A 14,427-nucleotide genomic window follows, 5' to 3' on the forward strand; every position below is an offset into this window, starting at 1 on the left:
TAAGTGATTTTACATTAAAACCTCCATGCCACTCCTGCCTTCAGCGCAAACGGAGTGCCCGGCGTATAATGCAATTCTGTAACGGCATGCTCTTCGCCGCGCAGCTGCGTTTCTGTTTCAAACTGCGCTTCATTCCAGTTTACATTAAAGAGGTTTTGCGCCTGGAGGGTAAATTCCATGCGCTTCCAGGTATAGGCCAGCGCCAGGTCGTTTACAAAATACCCATGGGCTGTGATGCTGTTATCTTCGTTGGCTGGCCTGTCCTTCATATATCGGTAACGCAGGTTTGCAGAAAAGCCACCAGGCAGCTTCACCGCTGCACCACCCGTACTGGTGAGCACCGGCGCCAGCGGAATATAATTCGCCCCTTTCGGATCATCGATGGAACGGCCATGTGCATAGTTTACATCCGCATCCAGGTACAACCAGGGCAGCGGCTGATAACGCACACTGAGGTCCATCCCAAGCCGGCGGGTTTTACCACTGGGCTCTACCACAGCCTCATCTCCCACATATACAAATTCCTGTTGCAGGTATAAATACCACAAGGCAGGCTGTATAAACAGGTTGTGTACCGGCTTCCAGATGACGCCCAAATCAGCCCCGGCAGACAAGGGCATGATATCTTTTCCCTGTTGCTGCACTACTACGCGCATGTCATTGGAGTGAAACCCTAAGCCGGTTTTCAGATACCATAAGGCTTTGCTGCCACTGGAATAGCTGAAATTCAACTTCGGACTTACGCGGCCAGCCTGCTCCTTTTGATGAGCGCCCAGCAGCTGGTCGTTATAACTAAACAGGAGTTGGTCATATCGCAAACCCGGGGTAATCGTCCAGTTGTGGAGGCGATATTCCAATTCCGTATAGGCGTAGAGGTTAGTTTGTATACCATTACCCCAGGAGAGGCGGTTCAGCAGGGTATCCCGGTGATACACATGGTTCAGTTCCAGGTCGTTGATATCATCCATCCTGACACCAACGCCGGAACGCCAGCGGGCATTACGGAACTCCCTGTTATACCGCTGCTCAAAACCATAAAGATTGCGGTTATCCCTTTGTTCTATTTCATCTCCATACACCGGATCATTCAGAAAAAAGGTAAAGTTGGAAAAGAGGTTGAACTCGTAATGCGTGAAATATAAAAAGGATTCAGTATATGCGTGTTCGTTATACAAATGTTGCCACGTAAAGGCAGCGTTGGTACGTTGGGTATTGCCGCCTTCTGTTGGGTCGATGCTACCCCAGCGACTAATCAGCCCTTCGGCCACCGCACGCTCCGGAATCTGGCCGGAAGCATTCCAGCCGGAGTGAAACGTAGATGCCTGGAAATTGATATAATTGCGACTATCTAACCACTTGTTGTATTTGGCAAACAGGTTGAGTCGATTGAAATTTTGCTTTACGTCAAACGGACCGTCTGTATACCCATAATCCGCCGCCACGTACAGGTTCTCTGCCTTTGGCCCGCCCTTATGAATAAGGTTAAAAAGGCCGGTACCACGTACTGTATTAAAAGAGCCGCCTTCGAGCTTGATCATACTGCCGGGTAAACTATCGGCCGTATGGAAACTCACGTACCCGGAGGTATTTAAATCTCCCCTGGCAGCATAATAAGCGCCTTTACCAAAATCAATGCTCTCAATGGTTTCAGGGATCAGGAAATGCAAATCCGCGTAGCCCTGCCCATGTGCGTGGGATACCATATTTACCGGCATACCATCCGCGGTAATATTGATATCTGTTCCATGGTCGTTATCAAACCCGCGGAGGAAGATCTGTTCCGCCTTTCCGCCGCCGGCATGCTGTGCGATAAACAGTCCCGGCACTTTACGTAACAGGTCCTGTGCCGTATTGACCGGTGTCATTTTCAGGTCCACCTTCATCAACGACTTTTCTACTCTTGGGGCGCGTACTTCCACTGCTGCCAGGTGTGATTCCTTTATGGGCAGGGAGTCCTGCGGCTCTCCCGCATAGGCAGCGCCGGAAATCAGACAGGCAACAAGTGTCAATTGCTTCTTCATTTTTTATCAAATATTTTCTTGATCAATAAGGTCAGCCAGGAAGCCAGTACAAACGGAAATGTCAGCACCGTCATGTCCAGCATCAGCATACCAACATCTATCAGTACCGCCAGCACTACTGATACCAGTACGTATAGCCCATCCCGTTTGCGGTTACCGGCAAACGTAATGGCGCACAGCACAGCATTGAAGCTGAACAGCCCCATGTGCACGTCATCCATTGGTTCCGCAAATTGCATGGAAATGTAGGCGCCTACCACCGAAGCGGCCATGCCGTACAATGCCGAGATAGGTGAGCTTACGAATACGCCGAGGAAAAATAACAGTCCTGCTGTCATACTGCCCTGGAAAATCACTTCTCCAAAGCCATGGGTAGATACTGTAAAGTCCTGGTACACGGGTAAAGTGGCCGTCACTTCCGACGAAGGAGGCACCATATACAGGTGCCGGAACAGAAAAAGGAATACCCAGGTGATTACAATAAAAGGTAAAGTAAACCCTGGTATGTTACGCTTAATCAGTGCGTGCTGAAAAATAGCGGCGAGGGCGGAACCGATTACCAGCGCCACCCAAATCACCGGCTGCGCTTCGAAATAGAAGGTTAAGGCCACCCCTACCAGGGCAGCGCTGAACCCATATAATCCCTGTGCAATTTCTTCCGGCGGATATTTTAACAACACAGCTACACCGGTACCTATAGCCGTTGCCAGCAAGGCGCCTACCCCCATGGTCACGGAATCATAGAAGATACCGATCAGGAATAAGAGGCCTGTCCATACGTTCCCTTGTAGCATGATCTGCCCTACACCCCTGGGTACAGCGGCGATGGGTTGCAAGAATTTCTTTAGCATAATTGTGTACTAGCTTACCAGCCCAGGAACACCATGCCTATGCCGCACATGGTTACCACGCCACCACCAATGGCGTGTACATATCGTTCCAGCTTATCTGTTTTGATGAATGAATAGCCATAGCACCCGATGAGCACCATAGTCAGCATAGTTATAACCGTAGTAATGGAAAATACGCTAATGAGCAAAATCACTTCCATGGCGGAGCGATGCGCACCTGAATAGAACAGCAGCGGCACCAGTGGCTCACTCGGGCCCATCACGAAAATTGCAAAGAGTATCCAGGGCGTTACCTTCACCCGGTTTTGCGGATATACCACTTCCCCATGCCGGTGCTCATATACATACACTTCTCCATCGCCATACACATCAAAATGTTTGTGCGGGCGATTGAGCCAGGCGGCGCGCAGCCCCCAGAGCAGGTATATAAGGCCAAAGCCCAGCAGGCACCAGCCGGAAATGTTTCCGCGCATATCCTGGAACCAGGTCAACTTTGAAAGCTGCCAGCCCAGCAAAACACCAGCCAGCCCTATCAGCACGGAGCTTAAAATATGCCCGAACCCGCAGAGCACTGTCCACAAAATGGTTTTGGACAGCTTCCAGTGACGGGAGCGCGACAATACAATAAACGGCAGGTAATGATCCGGCCCTGTTGCGGTGTGCAGGCAACTGATGGTTACCGCTGATAAGGCCAATGTTGTTAGTCCGATATTCATGAATGCGTTTCTTGAGTTTTGTAATGACGGCAATGATGCGCTACCTTTTGCAGGGCGTTGAACAACTGCTCTCCGCCGTTGCCCAGCATACGCAATACCAGCACTTGTTTGGAAGGGCTGCTGATCCCCAGTGCCACTTCCTTTTCTTCTTCCAGCAACGTATACAGTGCCGGCACGAGGTCCGCGCCGATACCTTCGCCGGTATCAACATGCATCAGTGTAGCCTGGTGCGTGAAGCCTTCCATCTGCCCGATGGCGGCCATATCCACCGTAAGTGGTTGCAGCAGCAGGTTATCCTTCACGAGCAGTTTGGCGTGATGATATACTTCCGTGATGTTATGAAAGGAAGTATAGCGGAAAACTTCACCCGAATGCTTACGCCCACAGGTAAGGATTTCACCGAAAGTAAGCAGGCAATCATCTGCCAGTTCTATCCGGTTACGCCCTTTAAATATTGCTTTTTCATGCGGCACCACCGGATGCTGCACATAGGTGAAAGCCGCGCCGGGATGCAGTTTTATCTGCTGCAGCTGGCTGGCTCCCCGCTCCATGTTGAAAATACGCTGGTAGGATTGCGACTGCAACTGCAGGCTGCAGCCGGTTTCTACCTCTATATTGATATCGTAATGATCTCCATCCAGCATACCCGGCGAAGAGCTCATCACCATTACGTAGGCCGTTGGATCATGGCGATGCTCACTCACATCCACTACCCGGAAAGGAGGCGTAAAAAACGTATCCTTCAGGTAACTGCGACCATGCTTGAATCCTCCCTTTATCGTGAGCCTGTTGTTCATGTTGTTGTTCTCCTTATCGCACCAGTGCAGGCTCTTCCACGTTTTCGAGGAGTGCGTATTTCTGGATCCAGCCTATCACGGTATCCAGGCCCTGCAGCGACATGAGGTTAGTAAATACAAATGGTTTTCCGTTGCGCATCTTCCTGGCATCACGTTCCATCACGCCGAGGTCAGCATGTACGTATGGCGCCAGGTCAATTTTATTGATCACCAGCAGGTCGGAACGGGTAATGCCCGGGCCTCCTTTACGTGGGATTTTATCCCCTTCGGCCACGTCGATCACGAAGATGGTGACATCTGCCAGGTCGGGACTAAAAGTTGCGCTGAGGTTATCACCACCACTTTCGATGAGGATCAGTTCCACATCCGGAAAGCGTGCCGCCATTTCATCTACGGCTTCCAGGTTCATGCTGGCATCTTCGCGGATGGCGGTATGCGGGCATCCACCGGTTTCCACGCCGATGATGCGTTCCTTCGGCAGGAGACTGTTTTTGGTGAGGAACTCTGCATCTTCTTTAGTATAAATATCATTGGTGATCACACCTAAGCTATACCTGTTCAGCAGGTGACGGCTCAAACGCTCTATCAGTGCTGTTTTCCCGGAGCCTACAGGTCCGGCTACTCCTACTTTCACATATTTTCTGTCACTCATGGTAACCTGTTTTTAATTGTTATTAAGACATATAGAGCCTTGAATAAAGGCGTTCGTGCTGCATGCAGCGGATATCGAAACCGGTATTACAGACCCCTACCAGGTCGCGGTCCAGCGCCATGGTTGGTGCAATCAATGCGGCGATGTTTGTTTGCATCCGGAACAGGATATCCTGCCCGTCCAGCTGCCCCAGCGGCACTAGTTTCACGGCGTTGGTAACCATACCTGCGGCGGCGTTGTAGTAAAATGCATACAATGCTTCTGCCAGGGGAATACCTAACAGGCAGGCATATACGCCGTAAGCGATGGCGAAATGTCCGTGTGTTTTTTTCGCGACAATAGCGGCCTCAAAAGCCGTTACCAGCGGGTATTCCTGCTGCCGGCGGAAGATCTTGATCAGTCGCAGTCCCAGTTTCTGGCTGGCGGATTTTATTTCCACCGGCAGTTTCAGGGCGCCCAGTTCTTCATCCAGCAGCTGCAGTTGTGCTAAGTCGTTGGCAGCGGCGGCGTGGTAGGCGAGGCATACAAACGCCGCATCGTTGAAATGCAGGTTTGCTTCCAGCATCTGTTTCACATATTGTTCCGCGGTGGCTACATTGTGCACCAGCCCTTGCTGTACGTAGGTTTCCAGTCCGTTCGAGTGCGAGTATGCCCCGATTGGTAACGTTGGATCGCTGAGGTGCAGCAGGCTGCCAAGGAAAAAACTATTCATGGTCTGTTGCATTTATCGGTTGGAGAGTCCCATTATTTTTGAAAACAGGGAACTGCCTCCGCTGCCGTGGCTGTGTGGCTGTACGTTTGCATTGAGCAGGTTGGTGAGCCGGGTATGCTGTTTCTCGGTGGCGTAGCCACTGGCCAGCAGCCAGCGGTAGATAGGCTCTTCGAAAGGCATGAGCACCTGGTCGTTCTGGATAAACAGCGGCAGGTGTTTGTTGCCGATTTCATAGCACACGCTGCCCATTTCCAGGATGGACCTGGGCGTCACCACAATCGCATCGCTGGGGATGATGTCTACCACCACGGCTACCTCAGCGTCGATCAGCAGGATATCACCCTGGCGGAGCCGCTGGCCTTCTTTCAGAAAGCGGATAGCGATTTCGCGGCCTTCCGCTGTTTTCTTCCGTTGTATGCGCTTGGTGGTTTCAAACCATTCCAGGTGCAGCAGGTCAGTGCGGAGATCCGAAATATCCTTATCTGCTATGTTTCCAATCACGGATTCAATAATCATACACACAGTTTTAGCGGATCAAAAAAGAAAATAGCGTTGCGCCAGCGGCACTACCGATACGGGTTCGCAGGTGATCAGCTCACCATCTACCCTTACCTGGTAGTTTTCCGGGTTCACGGTTATTTCTGGTGTTTTATCGTTATGTATCAGGTCTTTTTTGGAGATGTTACGGCAGCCTTTCACCGGCAGCACGATCTTTTCCAGGCCGTATTCCGCAGCAATATTATTATCCACTGCCGCCTGTGATACAAAGGTGATACAGCTGCGTTGCAGTGCTTTCCCGAATGCGCCGAACATATTGCGGAGGATGACAGGTTGTGGCGTTGGGATACTGGCGTTAGGATCACCCATTTTGCTGGCGATGATCATACCACCTTTGATGATCATTTCCGGTTTGGCGCCGAACAGTGCAGGCTTCCAGAGTACGATGTCGGCAAACTTACCGGCTTCGATAGAGCCTACATGTTGAGAGATACCGTGTGCAATGGCCGGGTTGATGGTATATTTTGCCACGAAGCGTTTTGCGCGGAAGTTATCATTACCACTGTTTCCGTCTTCCGGCAGGGCGCCGCGTTGTAATTTCATTTTATCAGCGGTTTGCCACGTACGGGTAACTACCTCGCCTACACGACCCATAGCCTGGGAGTCGGAACTCATGATGCTGAACACGCCGATATCATGGAGGATATCTTCGGCAGCAATGGTTTCAGGGCGGATACGGGAGTCAGCGAAGGAAACATCTTCCGGGATGCTTTTGCTCAGGTGATGGCATACCATCAGCATGTCCAGGTGTTCGTCGATGGTATTTACCGTGAAAGGACGGGTAGGATTGGTAGATGCCGGGAGCACGTTCGGGAACATGGCCGCGCGGATGATGTCCGGCGCGTGGCCGCCGCCGGCGCCTTCGGTGTGGAAGGTATGGATCACGCGGCCGTTGATGGCGTTCATGGTATCTTCCAGGAAGCCGGCTTCGTTAAGGGTATCCGTATGGATGGCTACCTGCACGTCGTATTTGTCGGCCACTTTGAGGGAGGCGTCGATTACGGCAGGGGTAGCACCCCAGTCCTCATGGATTTTAACTCCCAGTGCACCTGCTTCGATCTGCTCAGCGATAGGTGCTTCCGTAGCGCAGTTTCCTTTACCAAAGAAACCGATGTTCATCGGAAATGCTTCGGCGGATTGCAGCATACGTTTGAGCCACCATTTACCCGGTGTGATGGTGGTGGCATTGGTGCCATCCGCAGGGCCGGTGCCGCCTCCGATCATGGTGGTGATACCACTGAAGAGGGCTGTTTCGATTTGCTGCGGGCTGATGAAGTGGATGTGGGTGTCTATTCCGCCGGCGGTGGCGATCAGGCCTTCGCCGCCGTGTACTTCTGTGGAGGCGCCGATGATCATGTTGGGCGCCACACCATCCATGGTATCGGGGTTGCCCGCTTTGCCGAAGCCTACGATGCGACCGTCTTTAATACCGAGATCACCTTTTACGATACCCCAGTGATCAAGTACGATTACGTTGGTGATCACGAAGTCGAGCACACCTTCCTGGCGGAGGGCGGTGCTGGACTGCGACATCCCGTCGCGCACGGTTTTGCCGCCGCCGAATTTATTTTCTTCCCCATAATAGTTGAAATCCTTTTCGATTTCAATGATCAGGTTCGTATCTCCGAGTCGTACCCTGTCACCAGTGGTGGGGCCGTACATATTGGCATATTTGGTTTTATTGATTTGCAGGCTCATTCCGGTTGGTTTTTGAAGTGGAGAGATTCAAGGCTTGCGATAGCAGTAGCTTTTACGGCTTCGGCGGTAGTATCACCGTTGGTGAGGTTGTTGATACCGAAAGCTTTTCTGGCACCGCCGATGGTTACCAGTTCTACTGTTTTTTCTTCACCTGGTTCGAATCGTACGGCGGTACCGGCGGCGATGTTGAGTCGCATGCCGAAGGCCTTTTCGCGATCGAAGCTCATTTTGCGGTTCACCTCAAAGAAGTGGCAGTGGGAGCCGATTTGCACGGGGCGATCGGCGGTGTTCACCACTTTTATTTTCACGGTGCTGCGTCCTTCATTACAGGTGATATTGCCTGCCGGGATAAAATATTCTCCGGGAATCATGTTTGGTTAGTTTAGAAATTAACGGATTGGGTTGTGTACCGTTACCAGTTTGGTACCGTCAGGGAAGGTGGCTTCTACCTGCACGTCGTGAATCATTTCCGGGATGCCTTCCATGACGTCTTCACGGGTGAGGATGGTGGCGCCCCACTGCATGAGGTCGGCCACGGAGCGCCCGTCGCGTGCAGCTTCCAGGAGGTGGCTGCTGATGTAGGCGATAGCTTCCGGGTAATTCAGTTTAAGGCCCCTCGCTTTGCGCTTGGCAGCCAGCTCTCCGGCCAGATGAAGCAAGAGCTTCTCTGTTTCTCTGGGAGTCAGATGCATATGAGTAAAATTTTATGAAATGGCAATAGGAGATCCATTCGGAAGTCGTATAACGCTAACGAATATACAATTCCGGACCTATAATGTGTATATACGGCGCAAAGCCTCCTAAGGACGGATTACGCCTGACTACCAGGTTGGATCGTTATAGAGGCGGCAGGTGCTGCAGCCTCAAATGTACGGTGGTTAAGCGCTGAAGGGGATCAGCAGCTGATGGAAGCGGATAAATTTGGGTACGGCAGGTATGGGCATTATTTCATGCACAAATCCTGCATAAGCAACAGGTGCCGGGTCCTGCGTTTTGATGAGGGAAAAGTAATAAACTGCGAGGTTATTGATGGCGAGTCGCTGTAATCGTTGCGACAAACTGTTTACATCTTCGTTGTTGTCCGTATCATTTACATAGAGCAACTGTTCGAAGTGCATGGGATCAACGGTACTGTAAAGATTAGTAAAATCAGTACATTGCACCGATTCTTCCGTGCGGGTGGCGTGACCGCTGAGCAGTGGCCCTTTATTTTTTCCGGTGAAGGAGAATCCAACCAGGAACAGGAAGAATAATATGTATCGGTAAAACAGTTTCATCTTTCGAACCGCAAATTACAAAGAAATAAAAAAGCAGGGTAGCACAAATCATGACTATTCTAGCCAAAATCCGGTAATTTTGCGGTTATGAGGTCATCGGTAAAAATTTTTTCAAATTTTGAGTATAAGCGACAGTTTTTGCCGGGTATATCGCGGCAGGTGCTGCTCAACGATGCGCAGCTGCAGGTATATCGGATAGAGCAGTACCTGCGCGACATTGTAATTCCTGTGCTCCCCTACCGCACTTCCTTCAATTTCCTGATCTTTGTTACCAAAGGGCATATTGTGCAGCAGCTGGAAACGGATAGTCACCGCCTGGGCGCTAACTCCCTGCTGTTGATCCGCCAGGGGGCTATCACGGCCACGCTGGAAATATCAAAGGATGCCGCGGGATTTTTCGTTGTATTTGAAAATGAGGTGGTAGAGAATCTGGCCCTGCAGGGGCAGTTGTTTAACTTTTTCTTTGTATCTCCCTTTGTACAACTCCCGCCGCAGGCGGTAAAATGGCTGAGTAATCTGATTATATTACTGGAGGAGGAACTGGCCCTGAAAAACTCCTCGCTGGAAGTAGCCATAGGCCTTTTCAGACCATTGCTGCAAAAAATTATGGTGGCCGCCGGGGAAAGAGGGCCTAAGCGCAGCAGAGCGCTGGATTTGGCGCTGCACTTCCGGGAGCTGGTACAGCAGCATCACCTGCAACAAAAGCAGGTAGCGTTTTACGCAGATCAGCTTAATATCTCTGAAAATTATTTAAATAAAACCGTGAAACAGGCTACAGGCAAGCCTCCCAAGCAGTGGATCAATGAGGTAAATATTTTACACAGCCAGATTTTACTGCTGGACAGTAGCCGGGATATTTCCAGTGTGGCTTTTGAACTCAATTTTCAATCGCCGAATTACTTTGCAAGGTTATTTAAGCAGGTTACGGGTGAAACGCCCACGCAGTATAGGTATCGGGCGGCGGTGATTTAATTTTTTTTTCAATGCGTCAGTCGCCTACGGCGACTGACGCATTGTTTTAGTAAAGGGCCTGCGGCCCTTTACTAAAACAATTTAAACGATTGTTACCTTCACACCCGCATCTTCCAACTGCTTCACAATATGGGGCGGCACCCCTTTATCGGTTATAATTTCATCTACATCTTCCATCCCGCAAATCCTTCCGAAACCCCGCTTTCCAAACTTACTGGAATCTGCCAGCACAATTGTTTTTTGTGCGGTGGCAATCATTTTCTGATTCAGATGTGCTTCCATGATATGCGTAGTGGTAAATCCAAATTCGAGGTCAATACCATCTACCCCTAAAAATAATTTACTACAGGAGAAATCCGCCAGTACCCGCTCGGCATAAGGCCCCGTTACCGAAGTAGAGCTGTTGCGCAGGCTACCGCCCAGCTGTATTATTTCTATGTCGGTATGCCGCAGCAGTTCCAGGGAAACGTTTAAAGCACCTGTAATCACCGTTAGCTGCCCTTTAGGCTGTATATGCCTGGCAAGCGCCTGTACGGTGGTCCCTGAGGCGATAATGATCGCATCGTCCTTATTGATAAGATTGGCCGCCGCTATGCCTATGGCACTCTTCTCATCCCTACGGATATGCTCCTTTTCATTTACCGGCTTATCATTCGTATAAGGATTGGCGGTAGTGGCGCCTCCGTGGGTACGGTATAATAACGATTTATCCTCCAGCAGTTTCAGGTCCTTTCGGATTGTAACAGCCGAAACATCTAATTCACGGCAGAGGTCGATCACCGAAACGGCGTTCTTCTCCTGCAGCCTGTCCAATATATATTTATGGCGTTCAGCAATGTTTATCATAGACATAACGTAAAATTAACCTTTTGAATGCTTGATTTACCAAATATCGAATTATTTTCTTTTTTTTCATTTAATTGTTTATTTTGGTTTCGTTATGTTTCGTTTTATCTTGCAAACGAAAACGAAATATCTCAAACAAAACAAAAGAAAAGGATTTCACTCATGAAGCGGTCAGAAGCCTTACAGCAGGTCAGCAATCACTCCCAGCAAACCTGGGACATCCTCATCATCGGTGGTGGCGCCACCGGCCTGGGCATAGCCATGGATGCCGCCAGTCGCGGCTATAAAACCCTGCTGCTGGAGCAGGCCGACTTTGCCAAAGGCACTTCCAGTCGCAGCACTAAACTGGTACATGGCGGCGTCAGATATCTCGCACAGGGAGACATCGCCCTGGTACGTGAAGCCTTGTATGAAAGGGGCCTTTTGCTGGCCAACGCCCCTCACCTGGCACATAACCAACAATTTATTATCCCCCACTATAGCTGGTGGCAGGGACCTTTCTATACGATCGGACTGAAAGTATACGATCTGCTCTCGGGTAAACTGAGCCTGGGCAAATCACACCATATCGGCAAAAATGCCGTTACCAGCCGCCTCCCCAACATCAAGGCCGCCGGACTGAAAGGAGGTATCGTTTACCACGACGGCCAGTTTGACGATGCCCGCCTCGCTGTTAACGTAGCACAAACAGCCGCCGCCCACGGCGCCGTGCTGCTCAACTACTGCAAAGTAACAGGCCTGAAAAAAACAAACGGACAAATCAGCGGCGCAAGCGCCCAGGATATTGATACAGGTCAGCAGCTGGACATCAACGCTAAAGTAGTCATCAACGCCACCGGCGTGTTTGTAGATGAAGTACTGCAAATGGATAACCCAGGCGCCCCCAATATGGTAAGACCCAGTCAGGGTGTACACCTGGTACTCGATAAGGAATTCCTCGACAGCGACAGCGCCATCATGATCCCTAAAACCTCCGACGGCCGCGTGCTCTTTGCCGTTCCATGGCATGAGAAAGTGCTGCTCGGCACTACGGATACCCCGCTGAATGAACACAGCCTGGAACCGGTGGCACTCGAACAGGAAATAGAATTCATCTTAAACACAGCCGCACAATACCTAACGCGCATCCCTACACGTAAAGATGTGAAAAGCGTATTTGCAGGATTACGCCCGCTGGCAGCACCACAAAAAAATACCGGCAGCACCAAAGAAATTTCACGCAGCCATAAATTAATGGTAGCCGATTCCGGCCTCATCACTATCACCGGTGGTAAATGGACCACCTTCCGCCGCATGGCCGAAGACACGGTAAACCTGGCCATCAGCAAAGGTGGCCTCACACCGGTGGCTTGTCGCACCAAAGACCTGCGCATCACCGGCTACCAACTCCGCCCTACCGACGGCGCACCATTAGATGTTTACGGTAGCGAAGCTGCCAGTATAAAATCATATATTGTACGGCATCCGGAAATGGCAGCGCAACTGCATCCTGCATTCCCGTATATCAAAGCACAGGTAGCCTGGGCCACCGAACATGAAATGGCGCATACCGTGGAAGACGTCCTCGCACGCCGCCTCCGCGCACTTTTCCTCGACGCCGCCGCAGCAATTGCCATGGCGCCAGCCGTAGCCGCCATCATGGCCGCCATCAACGGAAAAGGAAAAGAATGGGAACAGGCGCAGGTAGCTGAATTTACCGCCATGGCGCAGCACTACCTCCTTTCACCACAAAAACAACAACAGCCTTTGCCAATAACAGCATAAAATAGTAAACTCGCAGTTTGCACCATCTGAGTAAAACCTTCTATCCACGATAAAACGAAAAACAATGAACAGGTACATAATGGCACTGGACCAGGGCACCACCAGCTCAAGAGCTATCCTTTTCGATAAAAGCGGCAGTATCAAATCTGTAGCACAAAAAGAATTTACCCAGATCTTCCCGCAGCCGGGATGGGTAGAACATGACCCGATGGAAATCTGGAGCAGCCAGATAGGCGTGGCCACCGAAGCCATTGCCAAAGCAGGCCTCGAAGGCACCCACGTAGCCGCCATCGGTATTACCAACCAGCGCGAAACCACCGTTGTATGGAACAGAACAACCGGTAAACCAATATATAACGCCATCGTATGGCAGGACCGCCGCACCGCCGGCTACTGCGACAGCCTGAAAGCAGCCGGTAAAGAGCCGATGATCCGCGAAAAAACCGGACTCGTGATCGATGCCTATTTTTCCGGCACCAAAATAAAATGGATACTCGACAACGTGAATGGTGCCCGCGAACTGGCTGCCAAAGGAGAACTTGCCTTTGGTACCATCGACAGCTGGCTGATATGGAACCTTACCCATGGCGCTGTGCATGCCACTGATATTACCAATGCTTCCCGCACTATGCTGTTCAACATTCACACCCAGCAATGGGATGAAGAACTGCTGGCATTGCTGGACATCCCCGCTTCGGTATTACCGGAAGTAAAAGAGTCCAGTGAAGTTTACGGCCACACCGCCACCGGTGTGTTTGCCACTGAAATTCCGATTGCAGGTATTGCCGGCGATCAGCAGTCAGCCCTGTTCGGACAAATGTGTACTGCACCGGGCATGGTGAAAAACACCTATGGCACCGGATGCTTTATGCTCATGAACATCGGTGAAAAACCAATTCTCAGCAACAATAACCTGCTGACCACTGTTGCATGGAAGGTAAATGGCCAGGTGAACTACGCACTGGAAGGCAGCATCTTCATCGCCGGAGCTATTGTGCAGTGGCTGCGCGACGGGCTGGGCATCATCCGCGCTTCTTCAGAGGTGGAAGCACTGGCAGCCAGCATACCACAAAACGATGGCGTATACCTGGTACCGGCATTTGCAGGCCTGGGAGCACCACACTGGGATCAGCATGCACGCGGCACACTGGTGGGTATGACAAGGGGCACTAACTCCGGTCACATTGCCCGCGCAGCATTGGAAAGCATTGCATACCAGACCATGGACGTATTAAAAGCAATGGAGGCAGATGCCAACATCAGCATAAAAGAACTGCGGGTAGACGGTGGCGCCACAGCCAATAACTTATTGATGCAATTTCAGGCCGACATCCTGCAATCGCAGGTAGTAAGGCCTGGTATAACGGAAACCACTGCTCTTGGCGCCGCCTACCTCGCAGGTTTAGCTACCGGCTACTGGCAGGATCTGGAAGAGATCCGCAGCCAGTGGAACATGGAAAAATGCTTTACACCAAACGGAGACGCAGCACAGCGTGAAACCTGGATTGCCGGCTGGAACAAAGCAGTAACGACCGCCAAAACATGGGCAAACCTATAAATATT

The 14,427-nt window shown here is 50.9% G+C and carries 15 protein-coding genes; 3 read left to right on the plus strand and 12 right to left on the minus strand.

Annotation, left to right across the window (positions count from 1 at the left end; all coding sequences use genetic code 11):
* Positions 1-14: 14 nt before the first annotated feature.
* From BUB18_RS22930 to BUB18_RS22980, 11 genes are all read right to left on the minus strand, one after another.
* Entirely contained in the window at positions 15-2,021 is a 2,007-nt protein-coding gene (locus tag BUB18_RS22930; protein ID WP_073085547.1) for a TonB-dependent receptor, read from the minus strand.
* Entirely contained in the window at positions 2,018-2,872 is an 855-nt protein-coding gene (locus BUB18_RS22935; protein ID WP_073085549.1) for an urea transporter, read from the minus strand. The genes BUB18_RS22930 and BUB18_RS22935 overlap by 4 nt, the downstream gene beginning before the upstream one ends.
* Positions 2,873-2,886: 14 nt before the next feature.
* A complete protein-coding gene (locus BUB18_RS22940) occupies positions 2,887-3,588 on the minus strand; it encodes a hypothetical protein (protein ID WP_073085551.1) in 702 nt (233 codons plus the stop codon).
* Positions 3,585-4,385, minus strand: a complete 801-nt coding sequence (locus tag BUB18_RS22945; protein ID WP_073085553.1) for an urease accessory protein UreD — start codon at positions 4,383-4,385, stop codon at positions 3,585-3,587. The genes BUB18_RS22940 and BUB18_RS22945 overlap by 4 nt, the downstream gene beginning before the upstream one ends.
* Before the next feature lie 13 nt (positions 4,386-4,398).
* Positions 4,399-5,037, minus strand: a complete 639-nt coding sequence (gene ureG, locus BUB18_RS22950) for an urease accessory protein UreG (protein ID WP_073085555.1) — start codon at positions 5,035-5,037, stop codon at positions 4,399-4,401.
* Between the two features lie 22 nt (positions 5,038-5,059).
* Positions 5,060-5,749: an urease accessory protein UreF gene (locus tag BUB18_RS22955; RefSeq protein WP_073086015.1), complete on the minus strand. Its 690-nt coding sequence runs from the start codon at positions 5,747-5,749 to the stop codon at positions 5,060-5,062.
* A gap of 12 nt (positions 5,750-5,761) precedes the next feature.
* Positions 5,762-6,265, minus strand: coding sequence for an urease accessory protein UreE (gene ureE / locus BUB18_RS22960; protein WP_073085557.1), 504 nt, complete (start codon positions 6,263-6,265; stop codon positions 5,762-5,764).
* An 18-nt stretch (positions 6,266-6,283) separates the two neighbouring features.
* Positions 6,284-8,005: an urease subunit alpha gene (gene ureC / locus BUB18_RS22965; RefSeq protein ID WP_073085560.1), complete on the minus strand. Its 1,722-nt coding sequence runs from the start codon at positions 8,003-8,005 to the stop codon at positions 6,284-6,286.
* Positions 8,002-8,376 carry an urease subunit beta gene (gene ureB / locus BUB18_RS30045; RefSeq protein WP_073085562.1) on the minus strand — a complete coding sequence of 125 codons (375 nt, stop codon included), beginning with the start codon at positions 8,374-8,376 and terminating at the stop codon, positions 8,002-8,004. The genes ureC and ureB overlap by 4 nt, the downstream gene beginning before the upstream one ends.
* A gap of 18 nt (positions 8,377-8,394) precedes the next feature.
* Positions 8,395-8,697 (minus strand): urease subunit gamma, encoded by a 303-nt coding sequence (gene ureA / locus BUB18_RS30050; RefSeq protein WP_073085564.1) that lies wholly within the window; start codon positions 8,695-8,697, stop codon positions 8,395-8,397.
* Positions 8,698-8,883: 186 nt separating this feature from the next.
* Entirely contained in the window at positions 8,884-9,282 is a 399-nt protein-coding gene (locus BUB18_RS22980; protein WP_073085566.1) for a hypothetical protein, read from the minus strand.
* Positions 9,283-9,369: 87 nt separating this feature from the next.
* Between BUB18_RS22980 and BUB18_RS22985 the strand changes: the two genes are divergently transcribed.
* The gene (locus BUB18_RS22985; RefSeq protein ID WP_073085568.1) at positions 9,370-10,254 is read left to right on the plus strand and encodes a helix-turn-helix domain-containing protein; all 885 of its coding nucleotides are present in this window, start codon (positions 9,370-9,372) and stop codon (positions 10,252-10,254) included.
* A gap of 81 nt (positions 10,255-10,335) precedes the next feature.
* Here the strand turns inward: BUB18_RS22985 and BUB18_RS22990 are convergent, their stop codons facing one another.
* Positions 10,336-11,106 (minus strand): DeoR/GlpR family DNA-binding transcription regulator, encoded by a 771-nt coding sequence (locus BUB18_RS22990; RefSeq protein ID WP_317043092.1) that lies wholly within the window; start codon positions 11,104-11,106, stop codon positions 10,336-10,338.
* Positions 11,107-11,262: 156 nt separating this feature from the next.
* Here BUB18_RS22990 and BUB18_RS22995 point away from each other — a divergent pair, with 156 nt between their 5' ends.
* Both BUB18_RS22995 and glpK read left to right on the plus strand, forming a co-directional pair.
* A complete protein-coding gene (locus BUB18_RS22995) occupies positions 11,263-12,864 on the plus strand; it encodes a glycerol-3-phosphate dehydrogenase/oxidase (protein ID WP_073085570.1) in 1,602 nt (533 codons plus the stop codon).
* Positions 12,865-12,928: 64 nt separating this feature from the next.
* A complete protein-coding gene (gene glpK, locus BUB18_RS23000) occupies positions 12,929-14,422 on the plus strand; it encodes a glycerol kinase GlpK (protein ID WP_073085572.1) in 1,494 nt (497 codons plus the stop codon).
* The last annotated feature ends 5 nt before the right edge of the window (positions 14,423-14,427 follow it).

The sequence above is a fragment of the Chitinophaga jiangningensis genome, from assembly GCF_900142605.1.
Classification (GTDB): domain Bacteria; phylum Bacteroidota; class Bacteroidia; order Chitinophagales; family Chitinophagaceae; genus Chitinophaga; species Chitinophaga jiangningensis.

Coding starts and splice junctions, on each gene's coding strand:
- BUB18_RS22930 (WP_073085547.1), bottom strand. CDS start 2,021: ATGAAGAAGCAATTGACACTTGTTGCCTGTCTGATTTCCGGCGCTGCC.
- BUB18_RS22935 (WP_073085549.1), bottom strand. CDS start 2,872: ATGCTAAAGAAATTCTTGCAACCCATCGCCGCTGTACCCAGGGGTGTA.
- BUB18_RS22940 (WP_073085551.1), bottom strand. CDS start 3,588: ATGAATATCGGACTAACAACATTGGCCTTATCAGCGGTAACCATCAGT.
- BUB18_RS22945 (WP_073085553.1), bottom strand. CDS start 4,385: ATGAACAACAGGCTCACGATAAAGGGAGGATTCAAGCATGGTCGCAGT.
- ureG (WP_073085555.1), bottom strand. CDS start 5,037: ATGAGTGACAGAAAATATGTGAAAGTAGGAGTAGCCGGACCTGTAGGC.
- BUB18_RS22955 (WP_073086015.1), bottom strand. CDS start 5,749: ATGAATAGTTTTTTCCTTGGCAGCCTGCTGCACCTCAGCGATCCAACG.
- ureE (WP_073085557.1), bottom strand. CDS start 6,265: ATGATTATTGAATCCGTGATTGGAAACATAGCAGATAAGGATATTTCG.
- ureC (WP_073085560.1), bottom strand. CDS start 8,005: ATGAGCCTGCAAATCAATAAAACCAAATATGCCAATATGTACGGCCCC.
- ureB (WP_073085562.1), bottom strand. CDS start 8,376: ATGATTCCCGGAGAATATTTTATCCCGGCAGGCAATATCACCTGTAAT.
- ureA (WP_073085564.1), bottom strand. CDS start 8,697: ATGCATCTGACTCCCAGAGAAACAGAGAAGCTCTTGCTTCATCTGGCC.
- BUB18_RS22980 (WP_073085566.1), bottom strand. CDS start 9,282: ATGAAACTGTTTTACCGATACATATTATTCTTCCTGTTCCTGGTTGGA.
- BUB18_RS22985 (WP_073085568.1), top strand. CDS start 9,370: ATGAGGTCATCGGTAAAAATTTTTTCAAATTTTGAGTATAAGCGACAG.
- BUB18_RS22990 (WP_317043092.1), bottom strand. CDS start 11,106: ATGTCTATGATAAACATTGCTGAACGCCATAAATATATATTGGACAGG.
- BUB18_RS22995 (WP_073085570.1), top strand. CDS start 11,263: ATGAAGCGGTCAGAAGCCTTACAGCAGGTCAGCAATCACTCCCAGCAA.
- glpK (WP_073085572.1), top strand. CDS start 12,929: ATGAACAGGTACATAATGGCACTGGACCAGGGCACCACCAGCTCAAGA.